This is a genomic window from Bacillus sp. PAMC26543 (genome assembly GCF_014250375.1).
Classification (GTDB): domain Bacteria; phylum Bacillota; class Bacilli; order Bacillales; family Bacillaceae; genus Bacillus; species Bacillus halotolerans.
Window position 1 is genome coordinate 3,811,716 of the sequence record NZ_CP060193.1, and the last position, 21,197, is coordinate 3,832,912.

Sequence of the window (21,197 nt, forward strand, 5' to 3'; positions counted from 1 at the left end):
ACTATTTCATTTTGTTAAACATGTTCTTTAAATATGAAAACGGGCATTTTGATACCTGTTTTTCATCATCCCGGAGAAAATACTGTTTCCATTCCCGGTTATCCTTTCCTCCGTACCAGCCTAAATGCGGATGAATCGGAGCTTGATCATAAGCCTGTAAACGGGATCGGATCAGCCTGCTCATGTTTCGGCCAGATGTGGTTGAACCATTTAGATCTTCAAACACCCATCTTGGCTGGAACGTGATCATAAAATAAGGAAAGCTTCGGCTTCTCCTCGCATCATGAGCCGGCGTTGCACACAGAATAAAATACGGCTCGCCGTCAAAACAAAACTCCCATTTATAATGCTCTGGATCGGCCGGAATATCTGCCGGCCACTCTTTTTCATCTTGTTCGCTCAGTCTATTTAAAAAGCGCCAAAACAGCTCTTCATATGCTTCAATGGAATAATGCTCAGCCAAATCCTCCGGTGTATCAAATAACACAACCAATGACGTATACTTCCCGGTGTCTCGCGAGATATTCCCATACTCCGCAAGCAGCGGCGCCAGTTCCTCCACCGTACCGTTTTCCCTGGGATCTCCTGCAAAGGCAATGCGAAGCTGATCAGTCAGAAATGCCTGACGGCCGGGAATACACGGGAACGTATCCGCGTCATCCGCCAAAGTTTCTGCTAATAGCTCAAAAGCGATTCTTTGCCATTCCGGGAACTCAGCTTGATTCCGTTCCAGAAAACTTTTGGTGTAAATCCCTTTCACCATTGATCCACCTCCAGTATCATCTGGATACTATATTAAAACGGAAGGCGGCAGGTGACTGTCCTTTTTGAATCAGCCCAATAACTCTTTAATGCCTTGATAACCGAAGTAAAAACCGAATACAAGCAAGGATATGCCAGCAATCGCGGTGAATCCCCGCAACAGCTTTTCGTGAAGCAGGTTCCTGAATGTACTGGCTGCGATCGCCATGCAAAAATCCCAGATTAAAATGCCAATCATAATGCCGGAACTATAGATGAGAAGCTGACTCATATTGTAAGCCTCCGCCGTTTTTGCAAGAATACTCCCGTAAATCCCAAGCCAAAAGAGGATACTCAATGGATTTGACAATGAGATGAGAAAACCCGAGGCAAATGTTTTTCTGTAGGACGGCTTCCCCTTCGAGCTGCGTACGTCTATCGCTTCCCTGATATTCTTCAGCGTTTCAATACCGGTATAGGTCAGTACAAAAAAGCCAAAGAGCCACAAAAACGTTTTCACAAACGGAGCGGTCAAAAACTGTGACAGACCGAAATAGATGAAAAGCATGTACAGCCCGTCAGCTGTCATGGCGCCTAAACCAAAAATCCACGCATGCCAAAACCCGTTTTTAATGCCTTTATCGATTTGCGCCGCATTGACAGGTCCCACAGGCGCAGACAAGGACAGCCCCAGCACAATATAACTCAAAAAAATGTTCACCGGCCCGTACTCCCCTCTCTTACTCAACTTGTACAATTTATTCGGGAACGGGCCAAGCTATGCACAAAAATCACCTATTGTTTCAAGCGGTCAAGCTCTTCCTCTATAATATCGGAGGCTTTGCCGATAAAACCGAAAATCAGTTCCAATTCCTCCTCCGTATACTCGCGGCACAGATCCATCGTCGACTCTGACAGTGAACGGAACAAATCCTTCACATGCTGTTTAGAAGCGGTTAAAGGCACGATAATCACTCTTCTGCGGTCGTTCGGATCCTTTTCGCGCGTCACATACCCCGCTTTTTCGAGGCGGTCAACAAGCGCCGTAACGGAACCCGTGCTGAGTCCCGTCTTTTTCCCCAGTTCACCGGCCGTCATTGGCCCCGCTTCATTTAAGATGTCAGCTGATTTCAAATCGGTGGGAAACAGACCGAGAGCCTGAGCGGCTGCCTGATGAAACAGAACCGTTCTTGTGCCCAATTTCCGAAAAAGCTTAACGGAAGTCTTTTCCAACTCACTTCTGGAATCTCTTGTTGACAACTGACAGTCCTCCCTATAAAATCAAATTTATCTTGATAATCGAGATAATTAATAATCAAACTATTATCATGATATCAAACCTTACTTAGAAAAGGTAGAGGAGGTAGAATAAATGGATACAACAGCCGCAAAAAATCCTTCCACTAAATTTGTGGTTCTCGGTCTTTTGCTGGGCATTTTAATGTCGGCAATGGACAATACAATTGTTGCCACAGCGATGGGCAGCATCGTGGCTGATCTTGGAAGCTTTGATAAATTTGCATGGGTAACTGCATCCTACATGGTAGCGGTGATGGCTGGAATGCCGATTTACGGCAAGCTTTCCGACATGTACGGCCGAAAACGTTTTTTCCTGTTTGGACTTATCTTTTTCTTAATCGGGTCGGCATTATGCGGAATCGCACAAACAATGAACCAGCTGATCATCTACCGGGCCATTCAGGGGATTGGGGGCGGAGCGCTCCTGCCGATTGCCTTCACGATTATCTTTGATTTGTTTCCGCCGGAAAAACGCGGAAAAATGTCAGGCATGTTCGGCGCTGTATTTGGATTATCAAGTGTTCTCGGCCCGCTGTTAGGCGCTATTATCACAGACTCTATCAGCTGGCACTGGGTGTTTTACATCAACGTCCCTATCGGTGCACTGTCATTGTTTTTCATCATTCGCTATTACAAAGAATCGCTGGAGCATAAAAAGCAGAAAATTGATTGGGGCGGCGCGATTACTTTAGTCGTATCCATTGTGTGCCTGATGTTCGCGCTTGAGCTCGGCGGCAAAACATACGACTGGAATTCGATTCAAATCATTGGCCTGTTTATCATTTTCGCTGTTTTCTTTATTGCCTTTTTTATTGTGGAGAGAAAAGCGGAAGAACCGATTATCTCCTTCTGGATGTTTAAGAACCGCTTGTTTGCCACAGCGCAGATTCTCGCTTTTCTTTATGGCGGAACATTCATTATTTTAGCAGTGTTTATTCCGATTTTCGTACAGGCGGTATACGGCAGCTCAGCGACAAGCGCAGGCTTCATTCTGACACCGATGATGATCGGATCAGTGATCGGAAGTATGATCGGCGGAATCTTCCAAACGAAGGCAAGCTTCCGCAATCTGATGCTGATTTCTGTCATATCTTTCTTTATCGGCATGCTGCTGCTTTCCAATATGACGCCGGACACAGCGCGCGTATGGCTGACTGTCTTTATGATGATTTCAGGCTTCGGCGTAGGCTTTAACTTCTCGCTTCTCCCGGCAGCATCCATGAATGATCTTGAACCTCGTTTTCGGGGAACGGCCAACTCCACGAATTCATTTTTACGATCATTCGGCATGACGCTCGGCGTCACGATTTTCGGCACGGTTCAGACGAACGTATTCACAAACCAGCTCAGCGATGCCTTCAGCGGGATAAAAGGCTCCGCCGGCTCAGGCGCTCCGCAGAATATCGGTGATCCACAGGCGATTTTCCAAGCCGGCACACGATCACAGATCCCTGCTGCGATTCTGAACCGGATCATCGACGCCATGTCATCAAGCATCACATATGTCTTTTTACTTGCTTTGATTCCAATTGTCCTCGCGGCGATTACCGTTTTGTTTATGGGAAAAACAAGAGTCAAAACAACTGAGGAAATGACGAAGAAAGCAAATTAATACAAAAAGCAGTACACCTCGAGTGTACTGCTTTTTTCTATTAAACACCTAATCTTGCAAGAATAAACGTCCATATGCAGATGATCAATAGCAGAATCAGACTGTACATCACTGTCCGTTTAAACAGCTTTGATTCCTTCCCTGTCTGGCCGACCGCGGCAGCGGCAATGGCGATAGATTGCGGAGAAACGAGCTTCGCCATCACCCCGCCCGCCGTATTTGCGGCTAACAGCAAATCAGAACCGGCACCGATCTGTGCTCCGGTGACAACCTGCAAATGCCCGAACAGAGCGTTATTGCTGACAACTGAGCCAGTAATGAACACGCCGATCCAGCCGAGCACAGGACTGACAAATGGGAACAAATCACCTGTTTTCGCCAGTGCCAGCCCGATGGAAGAGCTGAGCCCCGCGAAGTTGGCCAGATTGGCAAACGCCATCACAAAGCAGATCGTGACAATCGGCATCCACAGTTCTTTCCCTGTCTCCTTCAAGCAACTGAAGCCATCCCGATAAGAGAAATTTTTGCTGAACAGTCCTGTAACGATGACTGCGGCTAAAATCGCTGTACCTGTCGCCGATAACAAATCGACTTTAAAAATCGCATCAAGCGGCATGGCAGATGGGGCAATTGGCGGCATTTTCATAATTTGCTGATGCAGAAAAGGCATCTTGAGCAAAAGCGTTGTCTGATAGAAGAGCCCGCCTTCTTGGAAAAGCGCTTTGAATGCAGGGAGACTCCAGATGGTGATCGCCGCAGTTAAAATGTAGAAAGGAGACCACGCTTTGGCAATGTCTGCCGCGCTGTATCTCTTTTTCTCACCGGTTTCTTCAGCTCCCTGCTCACGGTAAATCTGTTTCGGCTGCCACTTGCGCAGGAAGAGCGCAAGCCCGCCCATACTGAACAGCGCCGCCAAAATGTTAGCTAATTCCGGTCCGAGCACAGCCATTGTCAGCGTCTGAACCGCTGTATATATACCGCTGACAACCAACAAGGCAGGCCAGGTTTGTTTGATTCCCTTCATCCGGTCTAATAAGAACACGAGTAAAAACGGAATCAGAAAAGTAATCATCGGCAGTGTCCAGATCAATGCCCGAGACAGCTCAAGAGAAGACAAGTCTCCAATTTGCGCGCCTGTAATCACCGGTATCCCGATCGCGCCAAAGGCTCCAGAGGCAGCATTCGCAATCAAACAGAGCGCCGCCGCCTTTAACGGTTTAAAGCCAAGTTCGACGAGCAGCGCCGCACTAATTGCAATCGGAACACCAAAGCCGGCCGCACCTTCCAAAAATGCGTTAAAACAAAAACCGATTAATAATAGCTGTAATCTTTGGTCAGGCGAAATGCCGGCAATGCTGGAACGAATAATGGTAAACTTCCCGGTTTTCACAGCGATTTTATAGAGCCACACTGCCATCAGGACAATGTAGCCGATCGGCCACAAACCGCTTCCAATGCCTAATAAAACAGAAGAAACGGCTTTTTCAACTGGCATATGAAATGCCCATACGGCAACCAAAAAGCTGGCGGCTAGGGTCAGAAATGCCGCAAGAATGCCTTTCATCTTAAAAACGGTTAAAGCTAAGAGAAAAAAGAGAATCGGTGTGAGCGCAACCAGTGCGCTCACATACTCGTTTCCAAACGGATCATACAACTGCTCCCACATTGACAATCAGCCCTTTACTCTATAGTTGCGTTCTAGTTGACGTTTTGTTCTGCAAAATGCGGTTTCAAAATGTTTTTGAGCACGTTGGCGCTGTGGTTAAACTGCTCTTTTTCTTTCTCATTTAAGTTCAGCTCAGTGATGCCAGCGACTCCGCCGCGGTTGACGACAGCCGGCACTCCGATGTACACGTCATCTGCTCCGTATTGTCCGTCCAAATATGTGCTGACTGTTAAAATGCTGTTTTCATTATGAAGAATCGCTTTAGTGATTCGCGCAAGGCTCATGGCTACCCCGTAATATGTCGCGCCTTTTTTCTCAATGATATGATAAGCGGCGTTTTTCACGTCATCCACGATCTGGTCAAGCTCTTCTTGTTTGTATGCTTCGTTTTTCTCAACCAGTTCACTGACCGGCACTCCGCCGATATTCGCGTGGCTCCAGACAGGAAGCTCAGTATCGCCGTGTTCGCCGATAATATGAGCGTGCACGTTGTGTGCCGCTGCACCGAAGTATTCGCTCAGCATGTAACGGAATCTCGCAGAATCAAGTGTTGTGCCGCTTCCGATCACTCGCTCTTTTGGCAGACCGCTGAATTTCCATGTTGCATACGTCAGAATATCAACCGGATTTGTCGCGATTAAGAAAATGCCGTCAAATCCGCTCGCCATGACTTCACTGACGATTCCTTTGAAGATCTTTAAGTTCTTTTCTACTAATTCAAGGCGTGTCTCACCAGGCTTTTGGTTTGCGCCGGCGCAGATGCAGACAATATCAGCATCCTTGCAGTCTTCATATGTTCCGAAAGATGTTTTGACCGGATGCGGCGCAAACGCCTTTCCGTGATTTAAATCCATTACATCGCCCATTGCTTTTTCTTTATTTAAATCAATGACCACAAGTTCATCTGTGATCCCTTGGTTAATTAACGCAAATGCATAACTGCTTCCAACAAAACCCGCTCCGATTAAAGCTACTTTATTTACACGTTCATTCATCATTTATCCTCATCCTCCAGTGTTTGTTTATCTTTGGTGTTTGTTTGTGAAGTATTTCACATTTATATTGTGCAACATTTCACAAACTTTTGCAAGAGAAAAGATTTGTCTGATTTATGAACAAAAAAAGAAACTATCTATGATAGTTTCTTACCGTTTTCTTGAGTGATTTTCAGCATGAGAATCGCAAGACAAAGAAGGAATGTTTGTTAGTTTCTTTCGCTGCTTTCCTCAAAAAGCATTGTATCGGGCAATGTGAATGCTCATTATTTATCATGATTGTGACGCATCGATCTGACATTGCCGGAGTCTATACATGGTGATCTCCAAACAGATAAAGTAAGCGATTGTTCACTTTAGGGTATTGTTGTTAACGAAATGTCCGGACTAAATGGGGCAAAGAACCATTTAAGCCAGAGTCATTATATAAACCATTTTGCACGTAATCAAAACCAGGTTGGTTCTGGCCAGGTACTTGGGCGCTGCCGTTGTTAAAAATCACTTTGGCGTTTTTTGTATCAGTATCCGCCGATAACGTCAGAGTGTAAATGCCGTCTGCATTCTTACTCATTGCTTTTCCCGGCCAAGATCCGGTCAATTCTATTGCCTGCCCCCCATTCTCCTTGTATACATATGCATTAACTTGACTCCAATTATTTAGGTTTTGATAGCCTATTCTTTTCTCAGAAGATGGGTCTGTTTTTACAAAAGTATATTCTTTTGTCCCAGATGCTCCATCACTGTTCGTTCCTGTTAAAGTGACCTTGTATGTTGTATTAAACGGGTCCCCTTTTCCGATCATTAATTGATCCCCGTCCTTAAACTGTGTCTCATCACCATGATTTATTTGATAAGCAGCTTTTGCGGTATGAGCGTCGGCACGCAGAGTTACCGTTAGCTGATCATCATAGAAAGAATGGGTTACACCTGTTTGATAATTCTCGAGGAAGACATTAGGTACATTTGCGGTATCTTCCGCATAAAGCACAACCACACCTCTGCCGCTGATTGTACCTGTCAGTTTGCCATCTGTTACTTTAAACGAACCATCCCCGGCTTTATTATCATAGCTGCCATCAGGTAAATCCGTTGAAGTATGAATGGAAACTGGTGATGAAGATGCATTTGCCAAAACAGCACCTTCAGGGCCGCGCTGATTCATGAATATCTGATTGTTTCCATCCGGGTTAGAGAGTTTCTCAGGCTGTCCGGCCATGGCATTATGAAATGTATTGACTGCAGCGATGGCTTGATCTTTAAATAAAGCACTCCCGCGATCACCTAATTGACTTTTCCCAGGGAATCTTACACCATTTCCGCCGCCCTCAGGTCTGGAGAAAAACAAGGGTGTACTTCCTGAACGAGAAGCAATAATCGCCCAGCCTAAACGAATATCATCATCGCTCATCCATGTAGATTCTTCATCATCATTGGCATACGTATCATGCGATTCCACCCATGTGACCAAATCGTCCGCAGATACATGAGATGCATAATTGGAGATGTTCGATGTGCTAAAATTGCGATTCTTTAAAGCAGACCTTATGGAATGCCCATAGTTTGATGCTGTAACATTCATATAATTCGCATATGCAGCATCTCGGGAAGCACTGTCTTGTAATATTTCTCCATATTGGAATTCTGCAGATGTATCTGTGATATTCGGCCAAAAATGACTGCCAAAATCACCGTCATCCGGAAGCTCTATATGTTTGGCCGCATCATACCTAAATCCGTCAGCACCGTCATCCAATGCTCTTTCCAGAAAATGTTTCAGATATGACTGTACTTGTGTATTCTGCGTATTCCAATCATAAAGCCCCAGCAATGAATTCTGCGTGACATCCCTTCGATCGGACCAATTTTTAATTTGTGTGTTTCCATGCGTCCAATTTGAAATACTTTTAATTTCATTTGAAATCGCAGCATAGTCACTGGTTGTGTGATTGATGACGGCATCGACAATAACCTTCACGCCATATTCTTCAGCCGTCGCACACATTTCTTTAAACTCTTCCTCGGAACCCAAATACCTGTTGCCAATCTGGTAAGAGGTCGGCTGGTAAAGCCAGTACCAGTTCCCCATGCTTTTATCTCCATTATTTCCTTCCTTTACTTGATTAATAGGAGACGTCTGAATGGCAGTATATCCTGCATCATGGATATCCTTCATATTATTTTTCAAGGTGTTGAACGACCAATTCCAAGCATGAAGAATGGTCCCGCTCTTTATTGATGGCGCTGTATATTCATTTGATTGGTTCGCGGTCTCTGCATTTACAGCCACCGGCCCTGCCAGAACCAAATGAAACAGCAATAATAATCCAGCGAATAACGGCAGTAAAGAGGTATTTAATCGTTTTTTAGACATTCTGGACACTCCTTATTTCATTTTTCATTTCTGAAGACTTACTGCGGAGTCAGAAATCCCTCTTACTCAATCCTTCCACTTCCTCCTTTCAGACGAATGTGAAGACTGGAGAATTTTGTTAACGCTTACATTTTAAGCTATCATACTCTCTCTATCAAAACAACTTGATAGAGCCATTTTACATTCTTAAACAGCAAGTGGAGATATTGTCTGATTTATGAACAAAAAAAGAAACCATCTCTATGATGATTTCTTCTTAAACTCCTTTTTTACCGTTCTTCTGTAAGACAGCTTCACGATTCCGAATCGAAGCAGAAACAGAACGCCGCCGCAGACGATAAATAGGAGAAACATTTTCAGCCAAGCGAAGAATGTATGGGGAACTCCCCTGTCATACATCGTAAGCACCACTACCGCAAAGGCGACAGCTATTGATTCTATGAACTGCTGCTTCACCCGTTTATGCAGTTCTTCCTCGGTGTCTATTCTCGGCATCAGCATTCCAGAAGCTGATGCCCTGATGCAGTAATATAAGATGATAATGAACAAAAACACAAGGCTCGAGACCCATTCTTTAAACGGAAATTCAAACATAATGCCGCGGATGATCACATCCAGGAGCGCAAACGCCCCGGCTAACTTGCCGATATCCGACCAGATCTTTTGTTCTTTTTCTTTTACTCTCTTATTTTTCCCATTCACGCCTGAAAGTCTGTTATGCAGATTATTCATGACCTTCCTCCCGCACTTTTACGAATGGCTTATGGCTTACATGTTACAATAACAGCCTGCGCTTCTGCAACGAATAAATGAAAAGCCCGCCGTACAAGCCGGCGGGCAGCAATGTTTAAAACGGCCCCCAATTGATCAGGACACCGATACAAATAAACACAAGCCCGATTAAGAACCAAATCAGAGCGAGCGGCAGCATAAACCGAAGCCACTTGACGTACGGAATTCCGCTGGCGGCAAGCACTGCCATCAAAACGCCGGACGTCGGGTTCACACAGTTGACGACCCCTTCTCCAAGCATAACCGCTTCCACCGCGACCTGTCTCGTGATGCCCATCAAATCAGCGAGCGGCGCCAGAATCGGAATGAACACAACCGCTTCGCCCGATCCTGAAGAGATGAGAAAATGAAGCAGGGCGCTGGCGATATACATGCCGATTGCGCCGGCCATCGGACTGAACCCGTCCAAAACCGAAGCCAAAGCATTGACGACTGTATCCAGCAGCTTCCCATTTTCAAGAATGACAGAAATGCTCCGCGCCATCCCGACAATCAGCGCACCGTATACAAGGCTCTGACAGCCGGTAATAAAAGTTTTGGCAATATCGTTTGCCGCAAGCCCTCCAATGAATCCGGCAAGGACAGAAATAAAAATAAACGTCGCAGCCATTTGGGAATCTGACCAGCCGAGCTTCAATGCGCCGTACAAAAATCCGATCAGCGACAAACCCGCCACTCCCAAAATCAGCTTATGGCGAACGGTAAACGGCACAGACTTATCTTCTTCTTGATTCGCATCGCTCAATCCTGCCGCCGGGAACCAGTTTGTGCCTAACACACTGGCATCCTTTGATTTCTTTAATTTTCTTGTATACCAATAGATATAAATGATAGAAGACACCAAAAAGCATAAGTATATGACCACACGAAGGCCGATCCCCGAAAACAGAGGCAGCTCCGCAATCGATTGCGATAAGCCAAGCGGGGACGGTGATAAAATGGTAGAGTTAAACCCGGCATAGCAGCCAATATAAATAACAGCCGCGCCCGCGACCGCATCCCATTTTAAGGAGCGTGCGACAATAAGGCCGATGGGGATGAATCCGATCACTGAATTCACGACAATTCCAGTCGTTCCAAGAATAGAAAACAACGCACCGACAATACAAATAAATAATAATTGCTTTGTGCGGAACTTGCTGATGACATTGTAAATCAGTCCGTTAATGGCACCTGTTTTTTCTAAAATAGCGATCGTGCCGCCTGTGAATAAAATCAGAAAAATAATAGGCGCTGATCCCACCATTCCATCCTGAAGAGAAGTGAAAAAGCTGATCAGGCTGACCGGAGACTGTTCAATTGAATGGTAGCTTCCCGGCACCGCAGTGGTAACCTCCCCTTTCGTCACACGGTCAAATTCTCCCGCCGGCACAATATACGAAGCAACGGCGCAAATGAAAGCGATGATAAATAAGAGGACATAGGCGTCAGGCATGTTAAAGGCGGTGCGTTTCTTCTTTGGCTGTGTTTCGGCTGCTGGCATACTCATATTTCGATCCATCCCCTCTTTTTAGAAAATATCTATTATTCTGAAAAATATAAATATGTGCTATATTATAAACAGCCTATCTACCTGTTTCAATATAAAAAAAAGGAATGAAGGAGGTTTTTCTTCCCATGCAAAAACTCTCAGAAGAAATGAAACAAACCGTAATGCACATCTTTGAACATCTTCACGCCAACCCTGAAGTCAGCTGGAAAGAATATGAGACAACTGAATTTCTTAAACAAAAACTCGAAGATGCAGGGTGCCGCACGCGCACGTTTTCAGATTGTACCGGAGTTGTCGGCGAAATAGGTTCGGGTTCGCCTGTTGTAGCTGTCCGCGCTGACATTGATGCATTATGGCAGGAGGTCAACGGCACATTTCGCGCCAATCATTCCTGCGGGCATGATTCGCATATGACAATGGCTTTAGGTACGTTAATGCTGCTGAAAAAACAGCCGCAGCTTCCGAGCGGAACGATCCGTTTTATCTTTCAGCCAGCAGAAGAAAAAGGCGGAGGCGCTCTGAAAATGATAGAGGAAGGCGTGCTTGATGACGTCGACTATTTGTATGGCGTCCACGTCCGTCCAATTCAGGAAACCCAAAACGGACGCTGCGCCCCATCCATTCTGCATGGGTCAAGCCAGCACATCGAAGGCACAATCATCGGAGAGGAAGCTCATGGCGCACGGCCGCATCTTGGCAAAAACAGCATCGAAATCGCGGCATTTCTCGTCCATAAGCTGGGGCTGATTCACATCGATCCGAAAATCCCGCACACTGTCAAAATGACAAAGCTTCAAGCCGGCGGCGACAGCTCTAACATCATTCCCGGAAAAGCGACCTTCAGCCTTGACCTGCGGGCGCAAACAAATGAAGCCATGGAGACGCTGATCGCTGAAACAGAAAGAGCCTGCGAAGCGGCTGCCGCGGCATTCGATGCGAAAATTGAACTTCACAAGGAACACAGCCTTCCAGCGGCAACACAAAATAAAGAAGCTGAAGGCATTATGGCTGAAGCAATCACAGACGTTATCGGAGCTGATCAGCTCGATGAACCGCTTGTGACAACCGGCGGCGAAGACTTTCATTTTTATTCTGTGAAAGTGCCGAACCTTAAAACGACCATGCTTGGCCTCGGCTGCGGACTTCAGCCAGGACTCCATCACCCGCATATGACCTTTGACAGAAACGCGATGTTTACCGGGATTCACATTTTAGCAAACGCCGTGTTAAAAACGTTCCAAAAAGCCGATACACTCGCATCAGCCAACGCTTCTTAAATCAAAAAAGCAGCCTGCGAACAGGCTGCTTTCTTCATTATTTCTTTAGATCTTCAATTGAGTTGACGTTTTTCATATATTGAGGCACAACAAGACCCATCTTCACGCCAGTTATACTGACGCCTACATCATCATATTTGCCTTTATATTTGACAGCGTATGGTTTATGGGTATTCGGCAGCCATGCGGAAAGGGATGCGTCCGCGCTTCCCGTCGCAATCGCCGTCCACATCGGACCAGCTTCTACCTGAGTGAGTTTCACGTCATAGCCCAAGTCTTCTAAGACTTTGCCCATAACGTTTGTACTTGCAATCTCACTGTCCCACGCCACATAGGCAAGGTTGATTTTGTCTCCCTTGACCTTTTGCACGCCTTTGGTCCACTCCGCGATTTGATCCTTGTGCTTCTTCACATACTCAGCAGCGGCTTTGGAAGGTTTCTCGCCTTCTTCCACCTTGATCATCACTTCACCCATGTCGTCTTGCGTCCATTTAAACTGGCTCAGAAGCTTAACGGCATTCGGCTGTTCTTTGCTGAAGCCTTTTCTGGTGATCGTATGAATCTCCTCAGCACTGCCGTAAGTTTTTTTCGGATCATCGAGATATTTTAATTTATATCTGGAGAACATCCAATGCGGTGTCCATCCTGTGATAATAATTGGTTTCTTACGGTCGTATGACTTTTTGAGCGTAGCAGTCATTGCAGCGCTTGACGATGAAATCAGTGTCCAGTCGTCCAGGTTATAATCCTTCAACGCTTGATCAGTCAGGCTCATAATACCTGAACCGGGGTCAATCCCGATGATCGTCTTATTCACCTGTTCAGCCGCGGACGCATTTTCGTCGTTTTCTTGTCCGCAAGCCGCAAGTGAGAGTGCCAGCATGGCGGAAACACCGATACCGATGATTTTTTTAAACATCAGGCATTCCCCCTGCTTTTCTTCTTCACTTTAATATTTTGTGTAATACGGTCGAGCGTAATCGCAACGATAACGATAGCGATACCTGCTTCTACACCGACCCCTGTTTTCAGCTGTGTAACGGCGCTGTATACTTCTGAACCTAGTCCAGGCGCACCGACCATTGCTGCGATAACAACCATTGATAATGCAAGCATGATACTTTGGTTGATCCCGGCAAGAATGGTTTTTGTTGCAAGCGGAAGCTGAACCTTAAACAAACGCTGAGCTGTTGTAGAACCAAACGCTTCAGTTGCTTCAATCAGATCCGCAGGCACTTGTTTAATACCGAGAACCGTCATACGGATTGTCGGCGGCATTGCGAAGATAACAGACGCAACAACACCCGGCACAACACCGATATTAAAGAAGAAAATTGCCGGCAAAAGATATACAAAAGCAGGCATTGTCTGCATTAAATCAAGGATAGGCGTTACGATACGGCGAACCGTTTCTTTCTGAGATGCCCAAATTCCGATCGGCACACCGACTACAATCGAAATAATGACGGACGTGACAACCAGCGCTAACGTTTGCAGCATTGGGTCCCAATATCCTAAATAGTCAATAACGAGAAAGCCAATTAAAGTAAACAGCGCAATTCCTCTCGTACTGATCCACCATGCAAGAGCTGCGAAAATAATCGTTAACAAAATAGAAGGTATAAATCCAAGCCCGCTTACAATCCCGTTTACAAAAATGGCCAAGCCATTTGCGATTCCATCGAGGAATCCGCCAAACGTTATCGTAATCCAGTCAACAAAACGGTCAATGATGTCTGCTAAAGGTATTCTAGGCAGTCTATCCAATTTACTTCACCTCCCGTACAGAAGGATCTTGTGTTTGCTCAGCAGTGCCTTCAACATTGATATAATCGTTATTGCCCGCAAGTGCGCCAATCAGCGCGCCTCTTACGACAATCCCTTTCATTCTTTGCTTTTCATCTACAACCGCAATTGGAATATTCGCGTCAGACACAACGTCAAAAATCTCAGTCAGATACGTATTCTCTGGTACAGTCGTAAATTCCGTATTCAAGATATCCTGAAGGGATAAATCAGACTCGGCTGCTTTTTTCGCATCTGCTGCGTAAATGACACCTAACAATTGTTTCTGTTTATCGACTGCATAAATAGATGAAATCCCTAGGTTTTTCATCAGTGTTAACGCAACGCGAGGCCCTTTATCAATCCGCACCGTTTCAGCGCGTTTCATAATGTGGCCGGCAGTTAATACTTTAGACAAATCAACGTCCTCAACGAATTTCTCAACATATTCGTTGGACGGATTCATGAGGATTTCTTCCGGCGTGCCGATCTGAACGATATTTCCGTCCTTCATCAGAGCGATTCTGTCGCCGATGCGAAGCGCTTCGTCCAGGTCGTGCGTAATAAAAATAATCGTTTTTCCGACATTATCATGCAGATCCAGAAGCTCATCCTGCATATCTTTACGGATTAATGGATCAAGCGCACTGAATGCTTCGTCCATCAGAAGGATGTCCGGATTATTCGTCAAAGCGCGGGCGAGGCCGACACGCTGCTGCATTCCGCCCGAAAGCTGATCAGGGTATTGGTGTTCAAATCCTTCAAGTCCGACAAGTTTAAGCGACTCAAGCGCTTTTTGCTGCCGCTCCTGTTTGTCTACACCTTGAAGCTCCAGTCCGTATTCTGTGTTTTCAAGTATCGTTCTGTGCGGGAACAGAGCGAACTTTTGGAAGACCATACTGATTTTTTTCCGGCGGACTTCCCGGAGCTGGTCTTTAGACATATTTGTTATCATGTCACCATCAATGTAAATTTTTCCGGCAGTCGGTTCAATAAGCCGGTTTAACAGCCGTACTAAAGTTGATTTACCGCTCCCTGATAGACCCATGATGACAAATATCTCACCATCATATACATCAAAATCTGCTTGGTTAACCCCAACGGTTGATCCGGTTGCTTTCAGGATCTCTTTTTTATTTTTTCCGTCGGCAAGCATTTGAACTGCTTTCTTGGTTTGTTTCCCAAAAATCTTAGAGACTTTCTCGACTTTTATCTTAATCGGTTTCTCATCTACACTCATATTTTCCCTCCATATTAAGCAATCTTTATTACCGTACCATTTATGTAACAACACACACAAACCGCATATTCTCTTTTATTCTGTACCATTTCATGATAAACATCCCTGTGACCCCAAGACCTTATTTATGCTTCTAAATACTCGGTAATCCTCCTTTATTATTGTATTTTACAGGTAAAATTAAGCCTTTTTTAAATTGAAAACGCTTTTATTGAACCGAAAATCCTTCTTCCTCTTATGACTTCAAGCTCCTTTACTGGAAAAATAAGTTGCTTTTTCATCTCTATGTAATGTATTATAGTTTCATGACTATGAAACAATCAGAAGACCATATCAGAGCTCACATATTCAAAGCATTGTCTGACGAATCCAGGCTTGCAATTATTCGTACGCTTTATTACAGCGGAAAAGAACTCAGCTGCGGTGAAGTAGGTGAAAAATGCAATATCGTCAAAACCACAGCATCTTATCATTTCAAAACGCTGCGTGAAGCGGGATTGACTGCAACGCGAAAAGATTCACGGACAAAATATGTCAGGCTGCGTGAAGACACCTTTCAAACATACCTGCCTGGCTTTCTGGAGACCCTCTAAAAAGGGTTTTCTATATACATATCTGTCTCATAGTTTTAAAATCATAAAACTATAGGAGTGTTAAAATTGAAACTTATTTGGCTTTTTTTCAGTGTAATGTTTGTCATCGGCACAGATACCTTTTTGCTCTCACCGCTTCTCCCGCTTTTGCAGGACCAATTCCATGTCTCCACTGATTTGTCAGGCTGGATGGTCAGTGCTTATGCGCTCGGTTATGCGCTGTTTGCTTTGGCAGCCGGTCCGATCTCTGACCGCTTTAATCGGAAAACAGTGATGCTGTCGGGGCTTGCGGGCTTTATCCTTTCCACGTTTTTATGCGGCATCGCTCCCTCCTTTGCCGCCATGTGTGCATTCCGTTTTGCCGCCGGTGTCAGCGCCGCGTTTGTGACGCCTCAAATTTGGGCATCCATCCCTGTCATCGTCCATGCCTCAAAAGTGTTAAAAAGCATGGGGATTGCAACAGCAGGATTAGCGGCTTCACAAATGCTCGGGCTTCCGATCGGCGGATTTTTGGCTTCCTTCACTTGGCACACGCCCTTTTTCGTTCTGTCAGCAGGCTCGCTGGTTCTCCTGTTCATTTTGGCGGCGGCCATGCCAGATATTCGTCCTGCAGAAGCGGCAGCACACCGTTCATCTATAGTCAGCCCTTATCGTGAGCTGTTTTCACTGCCAAAAACATCGATGATCCTGCTTGCTTATTTTCTCTTTCAAACAGGAAATTTCGCCACGTTCAGCTTTCTCGGCACCTGGCTTTCTGCAGATTATCATCTAACCGTATCCCAAATCGGCGCCGCGATGCTTGTACTGGGGCTGGGAAATATGCTTGGAAGCCTTATAGGAAGCAAAATTGCATCAAAGCTCGGAACGTTTAAGACATTAATCAGCGGCATGCTGCTGATGGGCGCGCTCTATTTTTCTCTTCCTTTCTTCCCTACCTTATTTATTGTAGAAACCAGCTTTTTTCTGACTTTCTTTATAGCGGGGATCATTTTTCCGTTAATGATGGGGATATTCCAATCCATATCACCGAACGCGCGCGGAACGATTGCATCTCTTTCCAATGCGGCTATGTATGCAGGAACCACTGTCGGCACATGCCTTGCCGGACTCTTATATCAAAACACGCATCATTTTGGGGCTGTCACGGCGTTTACGGCGATTTTATTTGTCCTGTCTATGGCCCTTTATCAAACAAGCAGAAAAAACAAACCGCAAGCTGCCGGTTTCCATGTAAAAAGCACCTCATGATGAGGTGCTTTTGTTATTCAAGCTCAGTTTGTTTCGTTTCTTTTCCCATAATCAAAATACACGCGACCGCCAGTAAAATGGCAATGCAAAAGATTGAAAAAATCACTGAAAATGAAATATGGCGGGCGGCGAGTGTTCCGACGAGCAGCGGGCCGAAAATGCCGCCGATTCTTCCAAACGCCGCTGTGGTTCCTGAACCTGTCGCGCGAATCGATGTTGGGTATTGCTCCGGTGTATAGGCATACAGCACGCCCCACGCGCCAAGATTAAAGAAGGACAACAGCATTCCAGCCGTCAGCAGCAGACCTAAGGAATCTGCCGTTCCGAAGAAATACGCGCTTCCCGCTGTTCCGATCAAATAAATAACCAGTATCCATTTCCGGCCCGCCTTTTCGATCAGCCACGCAGCCGAAAAATAGCCCGGAAGCTGAGCAAGCGTCATCAGCAGAACATATTCAAAGCTTTGAATCATGCTGAACCCTTTTAACAGCATCACACTCGGCAGCCACAAAAACATCCCATAATAAGAAAAGACAACGCAGAACCAGACGATCGACAGCATTACCGTCGGCCGTACATACTGTTTCGCCCAAACGCTTTTCACGTTCTCCCACACCGATTTCTTTTTCATAGAAAGCGATTCGTACTTTGGCGAATCAGGCAATCCTGTCCGCAAGTACAGCGCATAAAATGCCGACAGTGCGGTTAAAAGCAAAGCCGCCTGCCAGCCGAAGCTTGGAATGACAAAATAAGAAATAAGCGCCGCTGCCAGCCAGCCCACAGCCCAAAAGCTTTCGAGAAGCACAATGACCCGGCCCCGCTTTTCAGGCACAACCGCTTCCGAAACAAGCGTTGAAGCGACAGGCAGTTCGCCGCCAAGTCCCATCCCAATTACAAAACGCAGAATGAGAAATGCCGATAAGCTTGTGACGAAAGCTGATATACCGCTTCCGATTGAAAAGCATAAAAGAGTAATGATAAATACTTTTTTGCGGCCGATTCGATCAGCCAGCAATCCAAACAAAAACGCACCCACAGCCATGCCGATGGAATTTACGCTTCCGATCCATTTCATTTCTTCAGGCGAAAGATTCCACTCCACGTGGAGCGCGGTGATAATAAACGATAATATTCCGACATCCATTGCATCAAACAGCCACCCTAAACCGGCGACACCCAGCAGCTTACGCTGGGATATAGGCTGTTGTTTTCCCATAGCCAACACCTCTGATATGCAAAATGATTACCGTTTAAGTTTACACCTGTCTTTACACATTGTCATTACCTAATTGATGTCAATCAAAAACCCCGCTTATGATTCACAAGCGGGGGTCTTTTTATTGCTGTAATGCTGCTTTTTTAATATTATCCTGCAGCTGGGCAATTCGTCTTGCGCCCTCTTCCCGAAGGCGTTTGTTTTCTTCTTCGATTTGTTTTGTTTCCTGCATGCCGCTGACAATCGTGTTCCAGGAGGATTCGATCGTTTCTATATCAATGCTTGGTCTGCCGGCCATTCTGGCAATTTCAACACTCTGGTTCGAGATGTTCTCCGCATTGCGTTTCAGCATCTCATTTGTCCGGCGGTCAAGCTCGCTCATAGAGTCAGCCACAAGCTTTTGGCGTTTCACCGTAACAGCCTGAATAATGCCGTTTTTGAAAATCGGAATGGTGATGATAAAAGCGGAGTTAATTTTCCCAATCAGCTTAGCATTACCGCGCTGGAGCAGTCGGATCTGCGGTGCGGTTTGAAGCGCCACCATTCGCGCCATATCAAGATCATACACGCGTTCCTCAAGCGCCTGAATGCCGTTGCGCAGCGTATCGAGCTGCATTTGCGCAAGCTGGTTTCCGCTTGCCGCTTTTTCTTCATATGAAGGTAGGATTGACTGCATCTCTTCCAGCTTCATTTGACCGGCAACAACGTATTTTTCAAGCTCCATGTAGTAGTTGATATTGTTTTCATACATTTCATCGAGCGTGTAGTTTGTTTTTGTCATCTCATCTTTATATTTGGAAATCTCAACGTTGATTTTTTCAATTTCTCCGCCGAGCGTCTGGTACTTTTTAAAGATTTTCTCAATCATGCTGCCGCCGCGTTTGAAGATTTTGGCCATCAGTCCCTTGGGCTCGTCAAAATCATTTTTGTCAAAGCGGTCCATGATTTTTCCAAGCTGAGTCAGCATTGTGCCTGAGTCTGTCACGCTTGTTGTTTTCATCATTCCCAAGATGCGGTCAGAGAACTTGGAAATTTCAACAGCCGGCTCCTTTCCATACTCCAGCAGCTCCATTTGGTTTTTCACGTCAATTTGCTGGGCGAGGCGCTGCACCTCTGGTTCCTGGCGGAGCTGCAGGCGGATATCGTCTGCCTTTTGCTGAGAAATTTCTTCGTTTTTATCGAGAACAAGCGGATTTTGATTTTCTGTTGTCATGCTTTTCTTCTCTCCTTACTTTTGGGTAATCGTTCTGAACAGCCTTTTCACGAGCGAAGGCTCTTTATAGTCCTGCTGAAACACCATGTCGTCCAGCCAGTGGATATCATACTGATCCTCTTCAATATAATGCTCAATGTCTTGATGTCCGGGAGGATTATAAATGACGATATCAATGCCGATTTCATTTAAAAACAGCAGGGCTGCGGCGTCTGATCGTGTGAGCTCACCGTTCATTTCCGTATGATACAGCACCAGTTTCGGAACAGTCTGCGCATAGTCGAACATTTGAATCAATTTCAGCAGGTTAGCAGGAAGGTTTGTTGTTTGTTTAAACAAGTAGATCTGAACATCCTTGACCTGTTCCTGCTGCAATGCCTTCAGCCGCGGGTGTCTGCACATTCTCGAGATCGTTTTGGCGATCGCGGTCTGAATGCCTGCCGGAAGCTGTTTGTACTGCCACACATTGCTTGCGATCAGCTTGTCCGGATCGATGTTTCCTTCATGATCAAGCGCGTGGCTGTAATGAAATTGATAGTTTGATTTGATTTCTTCTGTTAACGGAAAGCTTCGAACCATCTCCGTTTCTGGATAGTCCGCCATTGTATGAAGTCTGTTCCAATATTCTTTATTGTCCTTCGACACACCCATAATTTTGGCAAACACATTCGGAATATCGATCGAATGTTTATCGGCTTTGAAATTCGGGCGAATAAACGCACGTTCTTTCGCAATTAAAAACAGTTCATCATAGGTCGTTTTCAGCGTCACGGAAACCGGTGTGTGGTCTCTGAACTGCCAAGGCTTGTACAGCATGGATTCCTCGTGATTCAGCACATGCTCAATTTCCTTTGTCGATCGATACGCCACCGTTGATTTACGGTCAGGTTTTTCTTTCGGGAATGGCTGAAGATCTGAAACATCCGGAAGCTTTTCCGTGAAGCTTAGCTCCTGCTTAGGGTCAACGAGCGTCAGCTGATCGGTTCCCGCCGGATGGAACAATAGAACATCACAGCCGACAAGCATCAAATAATATAAGAAATACAGCTGGCTTTTCGTCGCGTCTCCATACCAGACCACCTTCGGCATCTCCCGCTCTATATCGGCTTTTTCCAGCCAAGGATTCAGGTGGTTCAAGGAAAACTTTGAAACATCAAGAAGCACTCTGCGAAAATCAGGATGATTCAGCCCCTGCTCATGATTTTCGGCAAAGGTATGTAAAAGCGTCATCAGTGCTTTTCTTAAATGGCGGTGCAACAATGAATTGGAATGCTTCGCAATCAGCTGTTCCCCGTCCAGAAAGGCGACAAAGCGGCTGACCGAAAGGCCTTTTTCCTTCTGGTTGATGGAATGAATATGCTGAAGCGCCTGAAAGGTTTCGGGTGCAATTGTTTTATCAAGTGTTTCGCTCAGGACATAAATATGATCGTTTACAGAAAGTTCATACAGCTCGTTAAAGTAGTCGGTCTCATCAATGGGCGTGCCCAGTATTTGCACGGCAAGCCTCGAAAAAGCAAGACCTTGTTCATTCTCATAGTGATCCCGCTCCGGCAATGGCTGAAACAGCATGCTTTTCCAATCACCATCGGCCGGAACAGCTTTATGAATGATTAGCTCTTCTTGTCTCATCATATCCTCCTTTCTGGTTTGTTTGTGT

At 45.6% G+C, this 21,197-nt stretch carries 18 protein-coding genes; 4 read left to right on the forward strand and 14 right to left on the reverse strand.

The features are described 5' to 3' along the window. Position 1: 1 nt before the first annotated feature. The 3 genes from H7F27_RS19175 to H7F27_RS19185 all read right to left on the reverse strand — a co-directional run bounded on the left by H7F27_RS19175 (position 2) and on the right by H7F27_RS19185 (position 2,001). Complete coding sequence (locus tag H7F27_RS19175; RefSeq protein WP_185848314.1) at positions 2–763, reverse strand: YqcI/YcgG family protein; 762 nt, start codon at positions 761–763, stop codon at positions 2–4. A 69-nt stretch (positions 764–832) separates the two neighbouring features. Next, positions 833–1,462: a LysE family translocator gene (locus tag H7F27_RS19180; protein ID WP_024120145.1), complete on the reverse strand. Its 630-nt coding sequence runs from the start codon at positions 1,460–1,462 to the stop codon at positions 833–835. Between the two features lie 74 nt (positions 1,463–1,536). Beyond that, on the reverse strand, positions 1,537–2,001 hold the full coding sequence (locus H7F27_RS19185) for a MarR family transcriptional regulator (protein ID WP_024120144.1): 465 nt from the start codon (positions 1,999–2,001) through the stop codon (positions 1,537–1,539). 112 nt (positions 2,002–2,113) lie between these two features. Here H7F27_RS19185 and bmr3 point away from each other — a divergent pair, with 112 nt between their 5' ends. Continuing rightward, entirely contained in the window at positions 2,114–3,652 is a 1,539-nt protein-coding gene (gene bmr3 / locus H7F27_RS19190) for a multidrug efflux MFS transporter Bmr3 (RefSeq protein ID WP_185848315.1), read from the forward strand. Positions 3,653–3,692: 40 nt separating this feature from the next. Here bmr3 and H7F27_RS19195 read toward each other — a convergent pair whose 3' ends face one another. The 5 genes from H7F27_RS19195 to H7F27_RS19215 all read right to left on the reverse strand — a co-directional run bounded on the left by H7F27_RS19195 (position 3,693) and on the right by H7F27_RS19215 (position 10,965). Continuing rightward, on the reverse strand, positions 3,693–5,318 hold the full coding sequence (locus tag H7F27_RS19195) for an L-lactate permease (RefSeq protein WP_185848316.1): 1,626 nt from the start codon (positions 5,316–5,318) through the stop codon (positions 3,693–3,695). 32 nt (positions 5,319–5,350) lie between these two features. Then, complete coding sequence (locus tag H7F27_RS19200; RefSeq protein WP_103672191.1) at positions 5,351–6,316, reverse strand: L-lactate dehydrogenase; 966 nt, start codon at positions 6,314–6,316, stop codon at positions 5,351–5,353. Positions 6,317–6,683: 367 nt separating this feature from the next. Then, positions 6,684–8,684: an alpha-amylase gene (locus tag H7F27_RS19205; RefSeq protein WP_185848317.1), complete on the reverse strand. Its 2,001-nt coding sequence runs from the start codon at positions 8,682–8,684 to the stop codon at positions 6,684–6,686. 240 nt (positions 8,685–8,924) lie between these two features. Then, positions 8,925–9,416: a DUF6773 family protein gene (locus H7F27_RS19210; RefSeq protein ID WP_024120139.1), complete on the reverse strand. Its 492-nt coding sequence runs from the start codon at positions 9,414–9,416 to the stop codon at positions 8,925–8,927. Positions 9,417–9,531: 115 nt separating this feature from the next. Beyond that, on the reverse strand, positions 9,532–10,965 hold the full coding sequence (locus tag H7F27_RS19215) for a YfcC family protein (protein WP_024120138.1): 1,434 nt from the start codon (positions 10,963–10,965) through the stop codon (positions 9,532–9,534). A 128-nt stretch (positions 10,966–11,093) separates the two neighbouring features. On the opposite strand from H7F27_RS19215, the gene H7F27_RS19220 reads away from it, so the two are divergent. Then, a complete protein-coding gene (locus H7F27_RS19220; protein ID WP_024120137.1) occupies positions 11,094–12,245 on the forward strand; it encodes a M20 peptidase aminoacylase family protein in 1,152 nt (383 codons plus the stop codon). Between the two features lie 37 nt (positions 12,246–12,282). Here the strand turns inward: H7F27_RS19220 and H7F27_RS19225 are convergent, their stop codons facing one another. Genes H7F27_RS19225 through opuAA form a run of 3 tightly spaced genes read right to left on the reverse strand, consistent with a single transcriptional unit; the run spans position 12,283 to position 15,270 of the window. After that, positions 12,283–13,164, reverse strand: a complete 882-nt coding sequence (locus H7F27_RS19225) for a glycine betaine ABC transporter substrate-binding protein (protein ID WP_024120136.1) — start codon at positions 13,162–13,164, stop codon at positions 12,283–12,285. Further along, positions 13,164–14,012, reverse strand: a complete 849-nt coding sequence (gene opuAB, locus H7F27_RS19230) for a glycine/proline betaine ABC transporter permease subunit OpuAB (protein ID WP_095714454.1) — start codon at positions 14,010–14,012, stop codon at positions 13,164–13,166. The genes H7F27_RS19225 and opuAB overlap by 1 nt, the downstream gene beginning before the upstream one ends. Position 14,013: 1 nt before the next feature. Then, on the reverse strand, positions 14,014–15,270 hold the full coding sequence (opuAA, locus tag H7F27_RS19235) for a glycine/proline betaine ABC transporter ATP-binding protein OpuAA (protein WP_024120134.1): 1,257 nt from the start codon (positions 15,268–15,270) through the stop codon (positions 14,014–14,016). Between the two features lie 290 nt (positions 15,271–15,560). Between opuAA and H7F27_RS19240 the strand changes: the two genes are divergently transcribed. Next, positions 15,561–15,863, forward strand: coding sequence for an ArsR/SmtB family transcription factor (locus tag H7F27_RS19240; protein ID WP_081638228.1), 303 nt, complete (start codon positions 15,561–15,563; stop codon positions 15,861–15,863). Positions 15,864–15,929: 66 nt separating this feature from the next. Then, the gene (locus tag H7F27_RS19245) at positions 15,930–17,111 is read left to right on the forward strand and encodes an MFS transporter (protein ID WP_024120132.1); all 1,182 of its coding nucleotides are present in this window, start codon (positions 15,930–15,932) and stop codon (positions 17,109–17,111) included. Between the two features lie 13 nt (positions 17,112–17,124). Here H7F27_RS19245 and niaP read toward each other — a convergent pair whose 3' ends face one another. From niaP to H7F27_RS19260, 3 genes are all read right to left on the reverse strand, one after another. Further along, positions 17,125–18,327 carry a niacin permease NiaP gene (gene niaP, locus H7F27_RS19250; protein WP_185848318.1) on the reverse strand — a complete coding sequence of 401 codons (1,203 nt, stop codon included), beginning with the start codon at positions 18,325–18,327 and terminating at the stop codon, positions 17,125–17,127. A 121-nt stretch (positions 18,328–18,448) separates the two neighbouring features. Next, on the reverse strand, positions 18,449–19,540 hold the full coding sequence (locus H7F27_RS19255) for a toxic anion resistance protein (protein ID WP_010332934.1): 1,092 nt from the start codon (positions 19,538–19,540) through the stop codon (positions 18,449–18,451). A gap of 15 nt (positions 19,541–19,555) precedes the next feature. After that, positions 19,556–21,169 (reverse strand): YceG family protein, encoded by a 1,614-nt coding sequence (locus H7F27_RS19260; protein WP_185848319.1) that lies wholly within the window; start codon positions 21,167–21,169, stop codon positions 19,556–19,558. Between the last annotated feature and the right edge of the window lie 28 nt (positions 21,170–21,197).